23 protein-coding genes and 1 rRNA gene are annotated in these 21,945 nt (G+C 29.6%); 11 read left to right on the forward strand and 13 right to left on the reverse strand.

From position 1 onward, the window contains the following. Positions 1 to 72 precede the first annotated feature (72 nt). From ytaF to rpmH, 13 genes are all read right to left on the reverse strand, one after another. Positions 73 to 699: a sporulation membrane protein YtaF gene (gene ytaF, locus BUA21_RS11970; protein WP_072745071.1), complete on the reverse strand. Its 627-nt coding sequence runs from the start codon at positions 697 to 699 to the stop codon at positions 73 to 75. A 93-nt stretch (positions 700 to 792) separates the two neighbouring features. After that, a complete protein-coding gene (locus BUA21_RS11975; protein ID WP_072745072.1) occupies positions 793 to 1,689 on the reverse strand; it encodes a PhzF family phenazine biosynthesis protein in 897 nt (298 codons plus the stop codon). Positions 1,690 to 1,749: 60 nt separating this feature from the next. Then, positions 1,750 to 2,628: a ParB/RepB/Spo0J family partition protein gene (locus tag BUA21_RS11980; RefSeq protein ID WP_072745073.1), complete on the reverse strand. Its 879-nt coding sequence runs from the start codon at positions 2,626 to 2,628 to the stop codon at positions 1,750 to 1,752. Further along, positions 2,629 to 3,402: a ParA family protein gene (locus BUA21_RS11985; RefSeq protein WP_072745074.1), complete on the reverse strand. Its 774-nt coding sequence runs from the start codon at positions 3,400 to 3,402 to the stop codon at positions 2,629 to 2,631. It abuts the gene before it with no gap. A gap of 114 nt (positions 3,403 to 3,516) precedes the next feature. Further along, positions 3,517 to 4,311: a nucleoid occlusion protein gene (noc, locus tag BUA21_RS11990; protein ID WP_072745075.1), complete on the reverse strand. Its 795-nt coding sequence runs from the start codon at positions 4,309 to 4,311 to the stop codon at positions 3,517 to 3,519. Positions 4,312 to 4,415: 104 nt separating this feature from the next. Beyond that, positions 4,416 to 5,132 carry a 16S rRNA (guanine(527)-N(7))-methyltransferase RsmG gene (rsmG, locus tag BUA21_RS11995; RefSeq protein ID WP_072745076.1) on the reverse strand — a complete coding sequence of 239 codons (717 nt, stop codon included), beginning with the start codon at positions 5,130 to 5,132 and terminating at the stop codon, positions 4,416 to 4,418. Beyond that, on the reverse strand, positions 5,125 to 7,035 hold the full coding sequence (mnmG, locus tag BUA21_RS12000) for a tRNA uridine-5-carboxymethylaminomethyl(34) synthesis enzyme MnmG (protein ID WP_072745077.1): 1,911 nt from the start codon (positions 7,033 to 7,035) through the stop codon (positions 5,125 to 5,127). Before mnmG ends, rsmG begins: the two co-directional genes overlap by 8 nt. A 26-nt stretch (positions 7,036 to 7,061) precedes the next feature. After that, complete coding sequence (gene mnmE / locus BUA21_RS12005) at positions 7,062 to 8,438, reverse strand: tRNA uridine-5-carboxymethylaminomethyl(34) synthesis GTPase MnmE (protein ID WP_268801917.1); 1,377 nt, start codon at positions 8,436 to 8,438, stop codon at positions 7,062 to 7,064. Between the two features lie 49 nt (positions 8,439 to 8,487). Further along, complete coding sequence (gene jag, locus BUA21_RS12010; protein WP_072745078.1) at positions 8,488 to 9,114, reverse strand: RNA-binding cell elongation regulator Jag/EloR; 627 nt, start codon at positions 9,112 to 9,114, stop codon at positions 8,488 to 8,490. Positions 9,115 to 9,121: 7 nt separating this feature from the next. Continuing rightward, positions 9,122 to 9,829, reverse strand: coding sequence for a YidC/Oxa1 family membrane protein insertase (locus BUA21_RS12015; RefSeq protein ID WP_072745079.1), 708 nt, complete (start codon positions 9,827 to 9,829; stop codon positions 9,122 to 9,124). Positions 9,830 to 9,843: 14 nt separating this feature from the next. Beyond that, on the reverse strand, positions 9,844 to 10,068 hold the full coding sequence (gene yidD / locus BUA21_RS12020; RefSeq protein ID WP_408641335.1) for a membrane protein insertion efficiency factor YidD: 225 nt from the start codon (positions 10,066 to 10,068) through the stop codon (positions 9,844 to 9,846). Then, complete coding sequence (rnpA, locus tag BUA21_RS12025; protein ID WP_072745081.1) at positions 10,069 to 10,407, reverse strand: ribonuclease P protein component; 339 nt, start codon at positions 10,405 to 10,407, stop codon at positions 10,069 to 10,071. 62 nt (positions 10,408 to 10,469) lie between these two features. Then, positions 10,470 to 10,604 carry a 50S ribosomal protein L34 gene (gene rpmH / locus BUA21_RS12030; protein WP_072745082.1) on the reverse strand — a complete coding sequence of 45 codons (135 nt, stop codon included), beginning with the start codon at positions 10,602 to 10,604 and terminating at the stop codon, positions 10,470 to 10,472. Positions 10,605 to 11,197: 593 nt separating this feature from the next. On the opposite strand from rpmH, the gene dnaA reads away from it, so the two are divergent. The 11 genes from dnaA to BUA21_RS12085 all read left to right on the forward strand — a co-directional run. Continuing rightward, positions 11,198 to 12,532 (forward strand): chromosomal replication initiator protein DnaA, encoded by a 1,335-nt coding sequence (gene dnaA, locus BUA21_RS12035; protein WP_072745083.1) that lies wholly within the window; start codon positions 11,198 to 11,200, stop codon positions 12,530 to 12,532. A 246-nt stretch (positions 12,533 to 12,778) separates the two neighbouring features. Then, positions 12,779 to 13,885, forward strand: a complete 1,107-nt coding sequence (gene dnaN, locus BUA21_RS12040; protein WP_072745084.1) for a DNA polymerase III subunit beta — start codon at positions 12,779 to 12,781, stop codon at positions 13,883 to 13,885. A gap of 18 nt (positions 13,886 to 13,903) precedes the next feature. After that, positions 13,904 to 14,113, forward strand: coding sequence for an RNA-binding S4 domain-containing protein (locus tag BUA21_RS12045; RefSeq protein WP_072745085.1), 210 nt, complete (start codon positions 13,904 to 13,906; stop codon positions 14,111 to 14,113). A 31-nt stretch (positions 14,114 to 14,144) separates the two neighbouring features. Next, on the forward strand, positions 14,145 to 15,248 hold the full coding sequence (gene recF / locus BUA21_RS12050; RefSeq protein WP_072745086.1) for a DNA replication/repair protein RecF: 1,104 nt from the start codon (positions 14,145 to 14,147) through the stop codon (positions 15,246 to 15,248). An 18-nt stretch (positions 15,249 to 15,266) separates the two neighbouring features. Further along, positions 15,267 to 15,551 (forward strand): extracellular matrix regulator RemB, encoded by a 285-nt coding sequence (gene remB / locus BUA21_RS12055; RefSeq protein WP_072745087.1) that lies wholly within the window; start codon positions 15,267 to 15,269, stop codon positions 15,549 to 15,551. Then, positions 15,551 to 17,470 (forward strand): DNA topoisomerase (ATP-hydrolyzing) subunit B, encoded by a 1,920-nt coding sequence (gene gyrB, locus BUA21_RS12060; RefSeq protein WP_072745088.1) that lies wholly within the window; start codon positions 15,551 to 15,553, stop codon positions 17,468 to 17,470. Before remB ends, gyrB begins: the two co-directional genes overlap by 1 nt. A gap of 45 nt (positions 17,471 to 17,515) precedes the next feature. After that, a complete protein-coding gene (gyrA, locus tag BUA21_RS12065) occupies positions 17,516 to 19,939 on the forward strand; it encodes a DNA gyrase subunit A (protein WP_084604287.1) in 2,424 nt (807 codons plus the stop codon). Between the two features lie 128 nt (positions 19,940 to 20,067). Further along, positions 20,068 to 20,385, forward strand: coding sequence for an STAS domain-containing protein (locus tag BUA21_RS12070; RefSeq protein WP_072745090.1), 318 nt, complete (start codon positions 20,068 to 20,070; stop codon positions 20,383 to 20,385). 5 nt (positions 20,386 to 20,390) lie between these two features. After that, positions 20,391 to 20,762: an ATP-binding protein gene (locus tag BUA21_RS12075; RefSeq protein ID WP_072745091.1), complete on the forward strand. Its 372-nt coding sequence runs from the start codon at positions 20,391 to 20,393 to the stop codon at positions 20,760 to 20,762. Then, positions 20,759 to 21,550, forward strand: coding sequence for a SigB/SigF/SigG family RNA polymerase sigma factor (locus tag BUA21_RS12080; protein ID WP_072745092.1), 792 nt, complete (start codon positions 20,759 to 20,761; stop codon positions 21,548 to 21,550). Before BUA21_RS12075 ends, BUA21_RS12080 begins: the two co-directional genes overlap by 4 nt. A gap of 207 nt (positions 21,551 to 21,757) precedes the next feature. Then, positions 21,758 to 21,945: ribosomal RNA gene (locus tag BUA21_RS12085) — 16S ribosomal RNA — on the forward strand; the annotation flags it as partial.

Genomic DNA, 21,945 nt, shown 5'->3' on the forward strand with positions numbered 1-21,945 from the left:
AAACTTGAAATCTTACACTTATTCTCAAAACTTTTACCAAAAAACTTTCGACATTTTGGGACAAAAAAAGCTTTATGCTTTTAATTTGCATAAAGCCAAGAAAATAAGTATGAGTCCTGAAATCCAGGAAAATTCCATCTTAGATTTAGAAACAATCTTTTCTCCTAGAAACAATCCTATCAAAATAATTGCCATATTGAATATAAAAGATAGAACTAATACTTGTATATAATTTATATTTCCCAAGGCACTTCCAAACCCTATTCCTAGAGCATCTAATGACAATGCCATTCCTAAATAAAATGCCTCTTTTAAATCTATATCTCCAGATTGATTCATATCAGCTTTTGTACAATCCACAACTACATCAATAATTATTTTCACATTTGAAAACTTTATTTCAAATTTCTTTTTCGATTCCTTGCTCTTGTTAGCAAAAAAATTTATAAGACCTTCTACTAAAAAATATATCCCTATAAATAATAAAATTAAAAAACTAATAATAGTTGGCAATTGACCAGGAAGAAATTTTTTAGCTACATCCCCCAAAAACATAGCTATAGCTAATATTCCTGTACAAATAATATTTATCATAAAAAGAGATTTTATAGGTATTTTTATTTTTTTCATTCCATAAGCAATTCCTATTGCCAATGAATCTATACAAATAGCTACAACTATAAACAACGATTCTAGCATATAAACACATCCTTTTTAAATTCCATATAGATATATATATAATATTCATTGTGTTAAAAAAAGACACAAAAAAACCCTATCTTTCAGATAGGGTCATATATTAACTATTGCCTCCAGAACAATTTTAGATTTCCCGCCCACTTTCACAATGTATTTATTATTTATATTTTTAATGCTACAATAAATAGCACTTGGTCTATTCATAGTTTCACCTTGCATAGATATTATTTCATCTTTTTTTAGCAATCTATTTTTCTTTAAATAATATATAAGTGCTCCATTAGATGTTCCTGTAGCTGCTTCTTCATTTATTCCTACAGCAGGTGCAAAATTTCTAGTATAAACTACATCCGAATCATCTTTTGGAAGATAAAAGGCATGAACCCCTATTACACTTAATTTTTTTGAAACCTTTTCTAGTTTCTCAAAATCAACGGAAAGATTATAAAGAATATCTTTATCTTTTATTGGAAGTATTATATCTGGTAGTCCTGTAGATATTATTTCTGGGTATATAAATTCCGTTCCTATCCCTAAATCTTCTTCTCCTATCCTGAAAGATTCAAGAATTGGTTTTATGTTTTCAATTCTACCCAAAGATTTAGGTTCACCTTGTTCCATAAATACTTTATCTACTTGACAATTTTTGTAATAAATCTCCACTGAAAGTTTACCTGCTTTAGTTTCCTGATATAACTTTCTTATTCCGCTATCTATAGGTATTATATATTGTTTTTGAGCTAACAGATAAAATGAAGCTATTGTTGCATGTCCACAAAGATCCACTTCGCATCTTGGAGTGAAAAATCTGACCTTAAAATTGTCCTTGTCCAACTCTTCAATAAAAGCGGTTTCAGAAAGATTCATTTCTCTTGCAATATTTTGCATATCAATATCAGTTAAATTTTTAGCATCAGGAACCACTCCTGCAGGGTTACCCCCAAAAAGGTTTTCAGTAAAAGCATCTACTTGGTATATATTAAGTTCCATCTTCCACCTCTGTTTTTATCTAAAACAAAAATGTTTCACGTGAAACATTTTTGTTAAACATTATTTGTTCATTATAGTTTCCAAAATTCTCTCCAAGTCCTCATCGCCATAATACTCTATTTCAATTTTCCCCTTATTTTTACCTTCGGCAATTTGAACTTTCGTCCCTAAATATGTCATGAGTTCTTCTTCTAAATTTAAAATTATAGGATCTCTATATATTTCTTCCTTTTCATTTTTAGCATGCTTTTTATTATTCTTTGTATTTTTAGCTAATTCTTCTGTATCTCTAACATTGAGCTTTTTATTTATTATTTCATTTGCAATCTTTGATCTCTCATTTTCATCTTCTATAGACAAAAGTGCTCTGCCATGTCCACTAGAAAGACTCCCTTCCTCTATATAATATAAAGTTTTTTTATCTAAATTTAACAATCTTATAGAATTTGCAATATATGATCTACTCTTTCCAACTATTTGGGATACTTCTTCTTGTGTTAAATTGTAATTATCCATCAATTCTCTAAAAGCTTTTGCTTCTTCTATGGAATTTAAATCTTCTCTTTGAATATTTTCTATCAAAGCCATTTTTATAGATTCAAATTCTTCTACATTTTTTACTAAACATGGAACTTCTTCTAATCCAGCTAATTTAGATGCTCTCCATCTTCTCTCTCCCGCTATAATTTCATAATTCTTCCCAACTTTTCTAACTATAATAGGTTGTATGACACCATAAGTTTTTATGGAATCAGACAATTCTTTTAAGGATTTTTCATCAAATTCTTTTCTAGGTTGATTTTTGTTAGCTTTTATTTGAGAGATCTCAATATTTAATATATTGTCTTTTTCTTCATCAAAATTGATAAAATCTTCTATAGGTTCATCTGGTATTAGTGCAGATAATCCCTTTCCAAGTCCTTTTTTCTTAACCACCATTTAAAATTCCTCCTCAGACCACTCTAAAAACTCCTCTGCCAATTCTTCATAGGCTTCAGCTCCTTTTGATTTTGGATCATAATCCATAACTGAAAGTCCATGACTTGGAGCTTCTGCCAGTCTTACATTTCTAGGAATTATAGTTCCATATACTTTTCCTTTAAAATACCTTTTTACTTCATCTACTACCTGAATAGATAAGTTTGTCCTTCCATCAAACATACTTAAAACAACACCCTCAACTTCTAAATCTTTGTTTAAACTTTTCTTAACTAATTTTATTGTATCCATTAATTGACTTACTCCTTCAAGTGCATAGTACTCACACTGAATAGGTATTAAAACACTATCCGAAGCTGTAAGAGCATTGATACTAAGTATTCCTAAAGAAGGTGGACAATCAACAAAAATATAATCATATTTGTCTTTTATGTTTTCTAATGCATTTTTCAATCTAGTTTCTCTATTATTAAGTCCTATAAGCTCTACTTCAGCTCCTGCCAACTCCACATTTGATGGAACTAAAAATACATTTGTAGAACTAGTTTCCACCAATATATCTGCAATAGATAATTCATTTATAAGTATATCATATATTGAAGAATTTAGTTGCCTTTTATCTACCCCTAATCCACTAGTAGTATTTCCTTGAGGATCTATATCCACTATTAAAACTCTTTTACCTTTTTTGCCTAAGGCAGCACTTAAATTTACAACTGTTGTAGTTTTTCCCACACCACCTTTTTGATTAAATACTGAAATTACTTTAGTCATTTTTCTCACTCCCAAATACTTTTTATATTTCTATTATACATTAAATAAATAATATAGTAGAACAAAAAAATAGTAGGTAATATTACCTACTAAAAATATGAAGTGAGAAAATGACTATCTTTTTGGAATTTTAACAACTACTTCTACATACTCTCCCATATCTTTCTCTGCATATTTTGCTTCAACACCACTATCTAATATAGCATTGTAAGCATTCTTCAATGTATTTAAATAAATTTTAAAATTTATATGTCCTTTTATATTTTGACTAACTTCAGGCTCATCCTTTTTTATTAAATCATCTAAAATATCATCTATCAGTTTTTCCGTCTTCTTGACTGTAAAATCATTATTTATAATCTTTTCTAATGTTTTTCTTTTCATTTCATCATCTGGAAGCTTCAGAAGAGCTCTAGCATGCCTTTCTGACAATTTATTTTCTATCAAAGTCTTTTTCACATCTTCAGGCAATTTCAATATTCTCAATTTATTTGCAATAGTAGATTGGCTTTTCCCAAGTTTTTCTGCCAATTCTTGTTGTGTAAATCCATGATCATTTATCAAATTGTAATATCCCTCAGCTTCTTCTATATAGCTCAAATTTTCCCTTTGTAGATTTTCTATTAAAGCAATCATGGCTGAGTCTTTATCTTTATAATCTACTATAATTGCAGGTATTTCATCTAACTCAGCTATTTCAGAAGCTCTAAGCCTTCTTTCCCCCGCTATAAGTTCATAACTTTCATTGCACAATTTTCTAACACTTATTGGTTGTATGAGACCGTATGTTTTTATAGATTGACTTAGTTCTTCTAACGCTCGTCTATTAAAATCTTTTCTTGGTTGATAAGGATTAGGCTTTATAGATTTTATAGGTATATATTTAATTTCTGTTTGTATGTCTTTCATCTTTCATCCCTCTCCTCTTGGACTTTGACTTACTATTAATATTCTATAGAATTTTAAATCTTCCTTCTTATTTTTCAATAAATCGTTCAACATTATTATGTAGATTACAACGGATTTTTCTTAGGCTTACCAGCTTGTCTAGGGTATTTTGTCGGAGTTTTGCTTATCTTTTCTATAATTATCAAACTATGTGTTATATTGCTATTTGGAATTTCAACTAATACTTTATCTTTTACTTCTCCTCCTAATATCTTTAAAGCTTTTTTTGAACTTTCTATCTCCTCTTCTACATCTTTTCCTTTCATAGATACAAAAAAACCTCCTACTTTCACAAAAGGCAAACAATATTCACATAAAATATTTAGTGGTGCTACAGCTCTTGAAATAGCTACATCAAAAACTTCTCTATATATTTTATTTTTGCCAAAATCTTCAGCTCTTCCGTGAATAGTTCCTATGTTTTTAAGTTCTAATTTGTCTATGACTTCATTTAAAAACATAATTCTTTTATTTAAACTATCAAGCAATACCATGTCCACATTTTTTTTAACTATTTTTATTGGGATACCAGGAAATCCTCCACCAGTACCTATATCAATTACTTTTACATTTCTCTCAAATAATTTCGTCTTTAGAGGAGTTAAGCTATCTAAAAAATGCTTTATATCTATTTCTTCATCATCTTCTATGGCCGTTATATTTATCTTTTGATTCCAATCTAAAAGCAATTCTTTATAAAGTATAAACTTATTTATATTTTCTTTATTTATATCTATATTCAGTTCTTTTGATCCTTCAATTAATGTTTTTACATTAGTCATTTTTGCCACTCCTAATTCTTCTTTTTTGTTCAAGATAAATTAAAAGTACATTTATATCTGCTGGTGAAACCCCAGATATTCTAGAAGCCTGACCTACAGAATCTGGTCTTATATCATTTAACTTTTGTTTGGCTTCATTACTTAATCCTTTTACATCAACATAATCTATATCTTCAGGTAATTTCTTTTCTTCAAGCTTTTTAAACTGATCTATTTGAGCCATTTGCTTTTTTATATAGCCTTCGTACTTTATTTGAATCTCTACTTGAATTCGTATCTCTCTTGGCAATTCTACTCTTTCTTCATCTAATTTACTTATAGTTTCATATCCTAATTCAGGTCTTTTTATTAAATCATATAAACTAATAGGAGTCTTTAATTCTGCACTACCCAAATTTGCTAAAATATTATTTACTGTAACTATAGGAGTTACTTTAGTTTTTTTCAGCCTATTCAATTCTTTTTCTATCATTTCTCTTTTATATAATACTTTTTTGTATCTATCCTCACTAGCTAATCCTACTTTATATCCTTTTTCAGTCAATCTCAAATCTGCATTGTCTTGCCTAAGTATAAGTCTATATTCAGCTCTTGAAGTCATCATTCTATAGGGTTCATTGGTCCCTTTTGTCACTAAATCATCTATTAAAACTCCTATATAGGCTTCTGATCTATCTAACGTAAATGGTTCTTTCCCTTTTATATTTTGTACTGCATTTATTCCAGCTATAAGTCCTTGAGCTGCTGCTTCTTCATAACCTGAAGAACCATTTATTTGTCCTGCAAAAAATAAATTTGATATATTTTTGTACTCTAATGTACTTTTAAGTATGGTTGGATCTATACAATCATATTCAATAGCATAAGCATCCCTCATAAATTGTACATTTTCAAGACCTATCACAGTTCTATACATTTCCTTTTGTACTTCTTCAGGAAGTGCACTGCTCATCCCTTGAACATACATTTCTTTTGTATCTAATCCCTCTGGTTCTATAAATATCTGATGTTTTTCTTTATCACTAAATCTTACAACTTTATCTTCTATAGATGGACAATATCTAGGTCCAACACCTTCAATTACTCCTGCATACATAGGAGATCTATCTAAATTTTTTCTTATTATTTCATGAGTCTCTGCCGTTGTATAAGTTAAATAGCAAGGTACTTGCTCTATATCAAATTTTTTATCTATATTTAAAAATGAAAAAGGTATTATTTCTTCATCTCCCGGTTGAACTTCCATGACGTCAAAATTTATACTATCTCTATGAACTCTTGCTGGAGTACCGGTTTTGAATCTTCTAAGCTTTATCCCTATTTTTTTCAAGGCCTCTGACAATATATTTGAGGGAAACAAACCATTTGGTCCACCCTCAAAATTTACTTCCCCCATATATATTCTTCCTCTTAAATATGTTCCCGTACAAAGGATTACAGCCTTTCCATTATAAATAGCTCCTGTTCTAGTTTCTACACCCTTTACTACATTGTCTTCTACAATTATCTCTACTACTTCTCCTTGTTGCAATGTCAAATTTTTCTCATCTTCAAGAACTCGTTTCATTTCTCTATGATATTTATTTTTATCAGCTTGAACCCTCAAAGAATGTACTGCCGGTCCTTTTGAGGTATTGAGCATCCTGCTTTGTATAAATGATTTATCTATATTAATTGCCATTTCTCCACCCAATGCATCTATTTCTCTGACTAAATGGCCTTTTCCTGTTCCGCCAATATTGGGATTGCAAGGCATAAGAGCAATGGAATCCAAACTCATAGTTAGCATCAATGTTTTCATACCCATTCGTGCACTTGCTAGTGCTGCTTCACATCCTGCATGTCCTGCTCCTATGACAATGACATCATAGTCTCCTCCTACGTATTTTTTAAGCTCCTCCATCTTTCAAAAAATTCCTCCCATCTCAACTATTTACCTATACAAAACTCCGAAAAAATCTTATCCAATATATCTTCTGAAACTGTTTCTCCTGATATTTCTCCTAAGTAATTCCAACAATTCTTCACATCTACTTCTATACAATCAAGGGGAACATTCATCTCAATCCCAGATATTACATCTATTATATTCTTTCTCGCTCTATTTAACATATCTGTATGTCTCATATTAGTCACAATAGCTTCTCCAGATAATTCTACTTCTCCACTATAAAACATATCTACAATAGTTTTTTCTAATTCTTCAATTCCTTCACCATTAGCTATAGATGTAGAAATTATTTTTTTATCTGGAATATAGTTAGATAGCTCCTCCACATCATATTCATTAGGCAAATCAGTTTTATTTAAAAGTACAATTGATCTTTTTTCTTTAACTATATTTATAATATCTTCATCTTCCTTAGTCAAACTTCTTGAAGCATCAAATACCGCTATTATAAGATCGGCTTTTTCTACTACATTTTTAGCCCTATCAACCCCTAATTTTTCAACCAAGTCTTCTGTATCCCTAATTCCAGCCGTATCAATAATTTTCAAAGGTATTCCTTCTATATTCACATATTCTTCAATTATATCCCTTGTAGTACCAGGTATATCTGTCACTATAGCTCTGTTTTCTCTAAGTATTGCATTAAGAAGAGACGATTTCCCAACATTAGGTTTTCCAAGTATTACAGTATTTAAACCTTCCCTAAGAATTTTACCTCTTTCAGCTGTACTTAAAAGTTTATCTATTTCTTCTAACACCTTTTGAGAATCTTTAAGCAATTCATCATATGTTACTTCTTCAACATCTTCTTCTGGAAAATCAATAGAGACCTCAATATGAGCCAACATATTAAGCAATATATTTCTTATTTCATTTACTTTAATTGAAAGACTACCTTCAAGTTGATTTAAAGAAACACTATAGCTTTTATCAGTTTTAGCTTTTATTAAATCTATTACAGCCTCTGCTTGAGATAAATCTAATCTACCATTCAAAAAAGCCCTCTTTGTAAATTCTCCAGGTTCAGCTAATCTAGCACCATTCTTAAGCAAAATTTCTAATATCTTTTTTACAGCAATTACTCCACCATGACAATATATTTCAACAATATCTTCCCTTGTATAAGTCTGAGGTTTTTTCATATAAACTATCAAAACTTCATCTACAACAGTTTCATCTTCTGGATCATATATTTGGCCATAAGTAAGTCTTCTATTTACTGCTTCTTTGAGATTTTCTATGGTTTTTCCTTTAAAAACACTACTTGCTATACTTAATGATTCTTTTCCACTCATTCTAACTATGCCAATTCCCGCTTCTCCCATAGCTGTTGAAATAGCAGCAATAGTATCCAATTTATTTCACCTGCCTCTAATATAATAGAAACCCAGTATAATACTGGGTTTAGTTAGATTCTATTACGACTCTTCTATAAGGTTCTTCACCTTCACTGTGAGTTGTTACACCTTCAACATTTTGAAGTGCCGAATGAATAATTCTTCTCTCATAAGGATTCATAGGTTCAAGTCTCACAGGTCTTTTGCTGTATTTAGCTTTGTCAGCCATTTTATGAGCAAGTCTAATCAATGTTTCTTCTCTTTTCTTTCTATAACCTTTAGTATCTACCAATACCTTAATATAATTCTCTCTATCTTTATTGATTATTAAACTCAATAAATATTGAACTGCATCCAAGGTATTTCCTCTCCTACCTATTAGAATACCCATATCTGTAGAACTTATATCATCTATATCAACATATAATGTAGAATTCTTTCTCTTAACACTACTTCTTGCACTAATTCCCATACTATTCATAAGCATATCTATAAAGTTTTCTGCAATTTCTACAGGATCGCTTACAACAGTAACTTTTACTTTGGCATCCTTAGCTCCAATAAGTCCAAACAAACCTTTACTTGGTTCTTCGACAATCTCAGTATATACATCTTCCCTATCAACACCTAACTCTCTCACAGCTTCTTCAATAGCATCTTCTATCGTTTTAGATACTTTAACAACAGACCTCATGTCAGTTTTATTCCTCCTTAATCTTACCCAAAGACCTATTAGAAATTATTTGTTGTACTATTTGGAATATGTTGCTTACCACCCAATACAAAGCTAAACCAGCTGGAAAAGATCTAGCTGCCCACCATATCATAAATGGAAGAATAATATTCATAGTTTTCTGAGTAGCTTGAGCCTGAGGATCAATATTTTGACCAGTATTCATAGTTAAACTTGATATATAAGTTGTCAATGCGGCTATCAATGGCAACCCCCATAAATATGGATCAGGTTGTTCTAAATCAGTAATCCATAAAAATGTCTTGCTTAAAGCTGCATAAACTTCTTTACTCTTAAATACATAAGTTACAGGATCTCTTAGTGCATTAAAAAATCCCAATATTATTGGCAATTGAATTATCAGTATTAGACAACCAGAAAATGGATTTACTTTGTTTTCTTTATACACCTGCATAGTTTTTGCTTGCATGGTCTGTGGGTCATTTTTATATTTATCTTGCATTTCTTTCAATTTCGGTTGAATATCTTGCATTTTTTTCATGGACTTTGTTTGACTAAGTCCAATAGGAAGTAATATAAACTTAAATATAATAGTAGTTAGTATTATGGCAACAGCATAAAAAGAAATGTACTTAGGTTCAGCACCAGCTTTGGAAACTAAATCATATACAAGTTTCAAAAGTGCACCTAAAGGTTTTGCAAAAAATTTTGACATTCATTAACCCCCTATCACTTTACCGGATCATATCCTCCAGGATTAAACGGATTGCATCTTAATATTCTTTTAAAACCCATAAATCCGCCTTTAAAAAAACCATATTTTTCAATAGCTTCAATAGTATAATCTGAACAAGTTGGATAAAATCGACAACTTCTATATGGAATAAGATATCTTGAAATAGTTTTTTGATAAATCTTTATTAGCATTATCGCCAATTTCTTCACTTTTTTCACCTATTCCTTCAACAAATGAGCAATCTTTAAAAGATGAAGCATTGCACTTTCAATTTCATCATAACTAGACTCTTTAGCCATATTTTTTGGTAAATATATCAAATCATAACCTGTCTTTATTTTATAATAGTTCAATCTATAAACTTCTCTCATTCTTCTTTTCACTCTATTTCTCTCTACACTATTTCCAATTTTCTTCGTCACAGAAAAACCAATCCTATTGTATTCCAATCCATTTTTGCAAATGTAGAGAACCATTAACCGATTTCCATAACTTTTTCCCTTGCTATAAACTCTTTTAAATTGAATATTAGTTCTTAATTTGTACTTCTTATCCATTGCAATGCTCCTTAAATCAGTTTAAATGCCACATGTAAATAAAAGGCCACCTATCTGCGGCCTTATGCTGTCAATCTTTTTCTGCCTCTTCTTCTTCTTCTTCTTATAACTTCTCTACCTTGTTTAGTGCTCATTCTTTTCCTAAAACCATGTTCTTTACTTCTTTGTCTCTTTTTTGGTTGATAAGTCATTTTCATAATCTACACCCCTCCTTCATCTATCTAAATAGAAATATGTGAAAGTCAAGTGTTTTCTCTATATAGAAAACGTAAATACTACTATTGATTATAGTTGTAGCTACAATTAATGTCAAGAATTTTAGTTCATATAATAAATAACAAAATAAAAATTAACAACTTGTTTTTATTGTGGATAACTTTATATTTTTCATTGATACTTATCCACTTTTTTGATATCATTAAAAGAGGATGTGAATTAAATAAATTTTTATTAACTTTTCCACACTTATTCACAATTTGTGGATAATATGTGGATAATTCATATCTTTTATAAGTTTGAATCTCTTAAAACATGCTATTTTCAAAATCTTTATCCACATATTTTTATTTCAACACCATGTGGATAAATAAGAAATATATACTATTCATTTATTATTCACATTTTATCAATAGCTTATCCACAAAAATTTTTTTTATGATTCTTTGTAAAAAATAATTTCAAACACATACTATCTGTGGATAATTTTGTTGATAATTTTTTTATTTCTTTTTATTTTAGTTATAAACATTTTATAATTGGCAATAATTTCTTAATAAATAGGAGGTTTGAAATGAATTCTAATTTAGAGAGTATTTGGAATGCTACTTTAAAAATAATAAAAGTAGAACTTACAGAAGTTAGTTTTAATACTTGGCTTAAATCAACTGAACCTGTCTCTATTTCAGAAGACAATATCGTTCTAGCTGCTCCAAACGAATTTACAAAAAGTATATTAGAAGGAAGGTATTTAAATCTCATAAAAAATGCAATAAAACAAGTAACAAACGAAGACTATAATATACAATTTATCATTCCAGGAGAAGAAATATCTACAAATATAGGACAAACTTCTGTTATAGAAAATAATGATAACTCCAACAGAGGACAACTAAATCCTAAATATACCTTTGACACTTTTGTTATCGGCAATAGCAACAGATTTGCCCATGCAGCTAGTTTAGCAGTAGCTGAAGCTCCTGCCCAAGCATACAATCCATTATTTATATATGGAGGCGTAGGTCTTGGAAAAACCCATTTAATGCATGCCATTGGACATTATATATTAAATCAAGATCCCCAATCCAAAGTCGTATATGTATCTAGCGAAAAATTTACCAATGAACTTATAAACTCAATTAGAGATGATAGAAATGATGAATTTAGAAACAGATATAGAAATGTAGATGTGCTTTTAATCGATGATATTCAATTTATAGCTGGAAAAGAGAGAACTCAAGAAGAATTTTTCCATACATTTAATGCTCTCCATGAAGCAAATAAACAAATAATAATATCTAGTGATAGACCTCCAAAAGAAATACCTACATTAGAAGATAGACTGAGATCACGTTTTGAATGGGGACTTATAGCAGATATACAACCACCGGATTTAGAAACTAGAATAGCAATTTTAAAGAAAAAAGCAAAAGTAGAAAATATAAATGTTGAAAATGATGTAATGCTATACATAGCTACAAAAATTCAATCAAATATAAGAGAACTTGAAGGAGCACTTATAAGAATTGTCGCATATTCTTCCTTGACTAACAAAGAAGTAACAGTAGAACTAGCAGAAGAAGCACTAAAAGACATTATTTCAAGTTCCAAACCCAGAGAAATAACTGTAGATTTAATAAAAGAAACAGTTTCTAAAGAATTCAATATAAAAATAGAAGACTTCAATTCCAAAAAAAGAACTAGATCTATTGCACATCCTAGACAAGTAGCCATGTATTTGTGTAGAGAACTCACAGACTTATCACTTCCAAAAATAGGGGACGAATTTGGGGGAAGAGATCATACTACTGTTATTCATGCTTGTGACAAAATATCAACTGATATGGAAGATGATCCAAACTTCAAAAGAAAAGTAGAAAGTGTAATAAGTCAAATAAAGGGAGAATAATCAACAATAAAATGTAGATAAGCTGTTAATAGAATGTGTATATTTATTGTTTTTTAATTAGTTTTTTTACTGTGGATAAATCTTATCTAAATAAAAAACTTATCAACATGTTATTAAATCATTTAAATTTGTAAATTATAAGTTTTAAACACACTTATCCACATATAAACAGCCCCTACTACTATTACTAATGTATTTTAATCATTCTATCTCTATGTAAACATCTAAAAAAGGAGGAATTTTCAATTGAGAATACAAATAGAACAAAACAAATTAGTTAAATATGTAAATATAGTTCAAAAAGGTATTTCTAGTAAAACAACTTTACCAATATTAGATGGAATTTTATTGGAAGCAAATGATGGAAAGCTTAAACTTACAGGTACGGATTTAGAAATAGGAATAGAATCTTATATAGATGCAAATATCTATGAAGAAGGTTCTATAGTTATAAATTCTAGATTATTTGGAGATATAGTAAGAAAGCTGCCAAGTGATTTAATAGAAATAAGTACGGATGAAAATAAGATGAATATAAGTTGTAGAAGTTCAGAATTTAATTTAATAGGAAACTCATCTGTAGAATATCCTGAATTGCCTACATTAATAGACCAATTAACAATAAACGTACCTAAAGATTTGTTAAAAAATACTATAAGACAAACAGTTTTTGCTACAACTCAAGATGAGACAAGACCAATTCTTACAGGTGTATTATTTGAAGTAAATGGCAATGATGCATCTTTTGTAGCTCTTGATGGATATAGATTAGCTTTAAAAAATATTAAAGTAAATTCAAATGAAAATATGAAAGTAGTAGTTCCAGGAAGAACTTTAAATGAGTTAAACAAAATACTTGAAGATGAAGAAGATGATGTAAAAATTATTTTAACTCCTGGACATATAGTTTTTAACTTAGGTGACACTGTGGTATTTTCAAGATTGTTGGAAGGTCAATTTTTAAATTATAAGGACATTATAAGGAAAGAACATAAAACTAAAGTTAAAGTAAATAGAAAAGAACTTCAAGATAGTTTGGAAAGAGCTTCGCTTTTAGCTAAAGAAGAAAAAGCTAATCTTGTAAAGTTAAATGTAATCGAAGATAAAATTATAATAAAATCTAATTCTGAAATAGGAAATGTAAATGAACAATTGCCAGTGGAGATAAACGGAGAAGATGTAAAAATTGCCTTTAATTCAAAATATATAATAGATGGAATAAAAGCCATAGATGTGGAAGAAGTAGAAATGTCTTTTATGGGAAGTTTAAATCCTTGTATAATAAAACCGCTAGGAGAAGAAAACTATACTTATTTGGTATTGCCAGTAAGACTTGCCAAGGATGACTATTAGAAAGAAGAGGTATAAAATATGAAAAAAATTAAAATTGATACTGAATATATAAAACTTGATCAATTTTTAAAATATATAGGTGTAGTGCAAACAGGAGGCCAAGGAAAGATATTGATAGAAGAGAAAAAAGTTGAAATAAATGGAGAAGTGGTTACGGAAAGAGGAAAAAAAATAAGAAGGGGAGATAAAATAAAAATAAAAGATGTAGATGATTTTGTTGTGATATAATATTATGGGCCTTGCTTAAGGAGTGTTATAATTGTATGTAGAGGGTATTAGTCTTATAAATTTTAGAAATTATATGAAAGTAGATGTAGATTTTAACAGCAGAGTCAATATATTTTTAGGGAAAAATGCACAGGGAAAGACAAATTTATTGGAATCTATATATATTTGTTCTTTCGGAAAATCTTTTCGTACCAATAGAGACAAAGATATGATAAATTTTAAAAAAGATAAATGCTATGTAGGAGCTAAAATAATAGGAAAAGATGTAGATAAATTTATAGAAATAAAAATGGAAACAGATAAACCTAAAAGGATAAGAATAAATAAAATAGAACTTGAAAAAAACAGAGAACTTTTCAGTGGATTGAATGTAGTTATATTTTCTCCTGAAGACTTGAAAATAATAAAAGATGGCCCTTATGAGAGAAGAAATTTTTTAGATAGAGAAATATCACAATTAAAACCTGTATATAAATACAATTTAAATAGATACAATAAAATTCTTCTCCAAAGAAATAATCTTCTTAAAAACACTAAAAATATTGAAGAAAATAGGCAATTGATAGAAATATTTGATTTCCAATTGGCCAAGATAGGTACAGATATTTTAATGGAAAAGATAAAATTCACAGAAAAGTTATCTATTATAGCTAATAGAATTCATGAAAGTATAACCAATGGAGAAGAACAATTGTTCTTAAAATATATATCCAATGTAGATATATCTTCTAAAAATAAAAAATTGATTGAAAAGAGTTTTAAGGAAAAACTAAAAAAAGATTTAAAAAGTGATGTGTTTAGAGGAAACACAGAAACGGGACCTCATAGAGATGATATAGAAATATATATAAATGATATAGATTCTAAAATATTTGCTTCTCAAGGACAACAAAGAACAGCTATATTATCTATGAAATTGGCAGAGATAGATCTTATACAAGAAGAAAAAGGAGATTCTCCAGTATTGTTATTAGATGATGTACTTTCGGAGCTTGATAGCAATAGAAGAAAATATTTGTTAGATACTTTTAAAGAATTGCAAATTATAATCACTTCTACTGATACTATTGACTTAAAGGAATTTGAAGGACTCGATAAAAGAATATTTTATATAGAAAATGGAAAAGTAATTTAAAAAAAGGAGCTAGATACGATGTTTCTTCATATAGGGAAAAATTTAACTATACCTGTTAAAGAAATTGTTGCAATAATAGATAGCAAATCTGTTTTAGAATCAGAAGATACTAAAATATATATTGAAAACATAAGGAAAAAAGGATATTTATATAAAACTGATGATAAAGAAGTAAAAACCTATATTTTAATTCATAGAGAAGAAAAAGATATAATTTATACATCAAGTATATCTTCATCCACTCTATTTAAAAGAAATAACAATAATATGAATTTTAAAACACAGATTGGGGGTACAAATTGATGGCCAAAGAAAACAACGGAAGAAAATATACAGCAGACCAGATTCAAGTACTTACAGGATTAGAACCAGTAAGACTTAGGCCAGGAATGTATATAGGAAGTACCGGTCCTAAAGGTCTTCATCATTTGGTTTATGAAGTAGTAGATAATAGTATAGATGAGGCGTTGGCTGGTGTATGTGATACTATTCTAGTTTCCATAAATGAAGATCTTTCTGTAACTGTAGAAGATAATGGAAGTGGTATTCCTGTTGAAACTCATCCGCAAACTGGAAAATCTACCGTAGAAACAGTTCTCACCATACTTCATGCTGGAGGAAAGTTCAACAATGGAGCTTATAAAGTATCTGGAGGACTTCATGGTGTAGGTATATCTGTAGTAAATGCTCTTTCTGAATGGCTTGAAGTAAGAGTTAAAAGAAATGGGAAAATATATAGACAAAGATTTTCAAGAGGAATAGCTACTACTGAACTAGAAATCATAGGAGAAGTAGACGAAGATGAAACTGGAACTACTATTTCTTTTAAACCAGATGATGAAATATTTGATGAAGTTAATTTTAGTTTTGATACTCTAGAATTTAGACTTAGAGAAATGGCTTTTTTAAATAAGGGTATAAAAATTCAATTAGAAGATAAAAGAGATAATAAAAAAAGAGTATTTCACTATGAAGGTGGAATAAAAGCCTTTGTAGAGTATGTAAATAGAAATAAAACTCCTATTCATGAAAATATAATTTATTTTGAAGGTGAAAGAGATTCTTGTACCGTAGAGTTAGCTATGCAATATACAGATAGCTATTCAGAAAACACATTTACTTTTGCCAACAATATAAATACTCAAGAAGGTGGAACTCACTTAAGTGGTTTTAAGTCTGCTCTTACAAGAGCCATAAATGACTATGGAAGAAAGTATGGATTTTTAAAAGAAAAAGATGAAAATCTTCAAGGTGAAGATGCAAGAGAAGGACTTTCAGCTGTTCTTTCAGTAAAACTTATGAATCCACAATTTGAAGGTCAAACCAAAACTAAGCTTGGAAATAGTGAAATAAGAGGGATAGTAGATGGTTTGGTTTCTGAGAATCTAGAAAGATTTTTAGAAGAAAATCCAAAAGATGCGAAAATAATCATAGAAAAAGCCCTTAAAGCATCTCATGCGAGAGAAGCTGCAAGAAAGGCTAGGGAATTAACTAGAAAGAGAAGTATATTAGATAATACAACTCTTCCTGGAAAATTGGCAGATTGTCAAGAAAATGATATAAATAAAACTGAAATTTTTATAGTCGAAGGGGATTCGGCTGGAGGAAGTGCTAAGCAAGGAAGAGATAAAAAATACCAAGCCATACTTCCACTTAAAGGTAAAATAATGAATGTTGAAAAGGCTAGACTTGACAGAATACTTGGTTTTGAAGAAATAAAAGCTATGATCACTGCTTTTGGATGTGGAATTGGAAGTGAATTCAATATTGAAAAGTTAAGATACGGGAAAATAATTATCATGACAGATGCGGATGTAGATGGTGCTCATATCAGAACATTGCTGCTTACATTTTTCTTCAGATATATGAGACCACTTCTTGAAGAAGGACATATTTATATTGCACAACCACCACTATACAAAGTAAATAAGGGAAAACAAATATATTATGCTTATAGTGATAATCAATTAGATAATATAATGAATGAAATAGGAAGAGATAAAAAATATCCTGTTCAGAGATATAAGGGTCTTGGTGAAATGAATCCAGAACAACTTTGGGAAACTACTATGGATCCGGAGACTAGGACCATACTTAAAGTAAATTTAGAGGATGCTATAGCAGCAGATGAAATTTTCACAATGCTTATGGGAGATAAAGTAAAACCTAGAAGAGAATTTATACAAACTAATGCAAAATATGTAAAGAATTTAGACATATAGTAGTTAAAAAAATTATTTGTTTACTGGATTTTAAGGAGGTTTATGATGGACAAGGAAGAAAGTAAGATTATATCAGTAGATATTGAAGAAGAAATGAAAAAGTCCTATTTAGACTATGCAATGAGTGTTATAGTCAGTAGGGCACTTCCTGACGTTAGAGATGGACTTAAGCCTGTTCATAGAAGAATACTTTATGCTATGAATGAACTTGGGCTTTCTCCAGATAAGCAGTATAGAAAATCTGCCAGAGTTGTCGGTGATGTTTTAGGTAAGTATCATCCACATTCAGATACATCAGTATATGATGCTATGGTGAGACTTGCCCAAGATTTTAATATAAGATACACTCTTGTGGATGGTCATGGAAACTTTGGTTCTGTAGATGGCGACAGTGCTGCTGCTATGCGTTATACGGAAGTAAAAATGACAAAACTTGCTGTAGAAATGCTTAGAGATATAAACAAAGAAACAGTAGATTATAGACCAAATTTTGATGAATCTTTAAAAGAACCTGTAGTACTTCCAAGTAGATTTCCAAATTTATTGGTCAATGGTTCTTCTGGTATTGCTGTTGGTATGGCTACAAATATTCCTCCTCACAATTTAAGAGAAGTGATAGATGGAATTGTTGCCATGATAGATAATCCTGATATAGATATAGAAAGTCTTATGAAAATTATAAAGGGACCTGATTTTCCAACTGGAGCTATGATCATGGGAAAAGAAGGAATAAAATCTGCTTATAGAACAGGAAGAGGCAAAATAATCATAAGAGCTAAAGCAGAAATAGAAACCAATGAAAAAGGGAAAAACAAAATAATAGTTACAGAAATTCCATATCAGGTAAATAAAGCTAAATTAATTGTAAAAATAGCAGAATTAGTTAGGGATAAAAGGCTTGAAGGAATATCTGATTTAAGAGATGAATCTGATAGAGAAGGTATGAGAATAGTAATTGAGCTAAAAAGAGATGCAAATCCCAATGTAGTATTAAACAATTTATATAAGCATACTCAAATGCAAGAAACTTTTGGTGTGATAATGCTTGCTTTAGTAAATGATGAACCTAAGATACTTAATTTAAGGCAAGTTCTAAGACATTATTTGGATTATCAAAAAGAGATAATTATAAAAAGGACTCAATATGATTTAAATAAAGCAGAAGAAAGAGCACACATATTAGAAGGACTTAAAATTGCTCTTGATCATATAGATGAAGTGATAAATATCATAAGGAGTTCAAAAGAAGAAAGTATTGCAAGAGAAAAACTTATGACTAGTTTCGGACTTTCAGAAAAACAAGCCCAAGCTATTCTTGATATGAGACTTAGAAGACTTACTGGATTAGAAAGAGAAAAAATTGAGGAAGAATATGAAGAACTAATAAAAGAAATAAATAAATATAGAGAAATCCTTGCCAATGACAGATTGATATATCAGATAATAAGAGAAGAATTATTGGATATAAAGGATAAATATGGGGATAAAAGAAGAACAGCTATCATGCCATCCCAAGATGAGATTGATATTGAAGATATGATTGAAGAAGAAGATGTAGTTATTACATTAACTCATCTTGGATATATAAAGAGATTGCCTGAAGATACCTATAAGACCCAAAAAAGAGGTGGACGTGGAATCACGGCTATAACTACAAGAGAAGAAGATTTTGTTGAACATTTATTTATAACTTCAACTCATGATACTATTCTTTTCTTTACCAATGAAGGAAGGGTATTTGCTCTGAAAGCATATGAGATACCGGAAGGCAAAAGACAATCTAAAGGTATGGCTATAATTAATTTATTAAATTTAAGTGGAAGTGAAAAAATAAATGCAGTCATACCAATAAGAGAATATGATCCAGAAAGTAATTTAGTATTTGTCACTAAAAAAGGAATTGTTAAAAAGACAAGATTTGAACAATTCAAGAATATTAGGAAAAATGGTCTTATAGCAATTACTTTAAAAGAAGATGATGAGCTTATTAGTGTGAGAAAAACTCATGGAAATAGAGAATTCATACTTGTGACTAAAGATGGAATGTCAATAAGGTTCCATGAAAAAGATGTTCGTGAAATGGGAAGAACAGCTGCTGGAGTTAAAGCTATAAATTTAAATGAAAAGGATCAAGTAGTGGGAATGGATTTGGTAGAAGAAGGCAAATATCTATTGGTAATAAGTGAAAATGGATATGGAAAGAGGACTTCCCTTGAAGAATACAAAACTCAAACCAGAGGTGGAAAAGGAATTAAGACTTATCATGTAAAAGATAAAACTGGTCCATTAGTTTCTGCAAAAGTAGTAGATATGAGTGATGAAATAATGCTTATATCAATGGCAGGGATAATTATAAGACTTAGCGTTGAAGGTGTTTCAGAAATGGGGAGAAATACCCAAGGTGTAACTTTGATGAGAATTGAAGGAGAAGATAAAGTAGTAGCTGTAGCTAAATATATTGGAGAATAGAAAAAATCCTCATATTGAAAAATATGAGGATTTTTTTACATGAGAAAACCTAGTGAATTACTTTACTTTATTTCCAAATTATTATAAAATTAGTTTAGATTGATTTAGTTAAAAGGAGGGGATAATTTATGTCATTAGATATAGAAATAAAATTTAATGAAAAAGAAAATACTTGGGTTATAAGTCCTATAGGAGAGATAGATATATATACTTCACCAAAGATAAAAGAAATATTATTTGAATCATTAGAAGAGAAAAATTCAAATATATTGATAGATGGTGAAAAATTGGATTATATCGATAGCACAGGGCTTGGAGTTTTAATAAGTATACTTAAAAAAGTAAGAGAAAGTGAGAATCATATTACAATTATCAATTTAAAATCTAATATACGAAAATTGTTTGATATAACAGGATTAGATAAAGTTTTCATAATTGAGGAGTGAAAAAGATGGAAAGAGATTTAATTACACTTAAGATTCCAAATAAGCCAAGCTATGTAGGAGTTATAAGACTTACTACTTCTTCTATAGCAAGTCAGGCGGGACTCAATATAGAGGAAATAGAAGATGTAAAAGTAGCCATAGCAGAGGCTTGTATAAATGCAATGGGAAAATCGGATAATTTTGATATTGAATATGAGTTATATATTGAAAAATTAGTTATATCTGTTAAAAATGTTTCTGAAGAAATAGATAGTAAATGTGAAGATTCGAAAGAGAGAGAATTAGGAATATTAATAATCAAATCTCTAATGGATGAAGTTGAGTTTACAAGTGATGGAATTAAAATGATTAAACAAATAGAGGATGGTAATAAATGATTAAACAAGGTTATTATGAAAAAGAGGGAAATTCAAATATAGAAGATATTGATACAAAGACTTTGTTTAAAATTTATAAAGAAACTAGAGATATAACTATAAGAGAAGAGTTAATAAAAAGACATCTCTATATTGCTGAAATACTTTCTAAAAAGTATGCAAATAGGGGTATAGAATATGATGATATATACCAAGTAGCTTGTATAGGATTAATATACGCCATAGATAGATATGATTTAGATAAAGGCTATGAATTTTCTAGTTTTGCTACACCTACTATTATAGGAGAGATAAAGAAGTATTTTAGAGATAAAGGTTGGACTATAAGAGTTCCTAGAAGGATACAAGAACTTTCAAAAAAAATAAACAATTCTAAAGTAGTACTCAGTCAGAAACTACAACGTTCTCCTACAGTAGGAGATATTGCAGAATATTTAAATTGTACAGAAGAAGAAGTTTTGGAAGCTATGGAAGCTAGCAAAGTATATACACCTCAGTCCCTAGATTTAACTTATGATTCCAACAATGATGACAAGGATATAAATTTAGCAGAATTAATTGGAGAGGATGATATATATTTTAGTAAAATAGAAAACAATGATTTTGTAATGAAGACCATGGAAAAATTAAATGATATGGAAAAGAAAGTTCTTGTAGATAGATATTTTAATAAAAAAACACAAGTTGCTATAGCCAAGAGTTTAGGCATTTCTCAAATGACTGTTTCAAGAATTGAAAAGAGAGTTATTGAAAAATTTAGAAAAGAATTAGAAAAAACATTAAATTAAATCATAAAAAGTATTGACATATGATAGTATAGCATATATAATCTAATATTGTTGTCTGGCTGATTTGCTTTAAAAACAACGAAAAAAATATGTTGACAAATGTAGAAAAAGATGATATATTAAGAAAGTCAGTGTTGAACTTAGACAATTGAACAGCGTGAAACAATCCTTGAGTTTAATTAAAAATTATTAAGACAGGTAAAACTTTTTTATGAGAGTTTGATCCTGGCTCAGGACGAACGCTGGCGGCGTGCCTAACACATGCAAGTCGAGCGAAGAATATATAAAGAAATCTTCGGGTGGAAATATATATTTCTTAGCGGCGGACGGGTGAGTAACGCGTGAGGAACCTGCCTTGTACTAGGGGATAGCCTCGGGAAACCGGGATTAATACC

Origin of the sequence: Sporanaerobacter acetigenes DSM 13106, from assembly GCF_900130025.1 — a bacterium.
In the GTDB taxonomy this organism is placed as follows: Bacteria; Bacillota; Clostridia; order Tissierellales; family Sporanaerobacteraceae; genus Sporanaerobacter; species Sporanaerobacter acetigenes.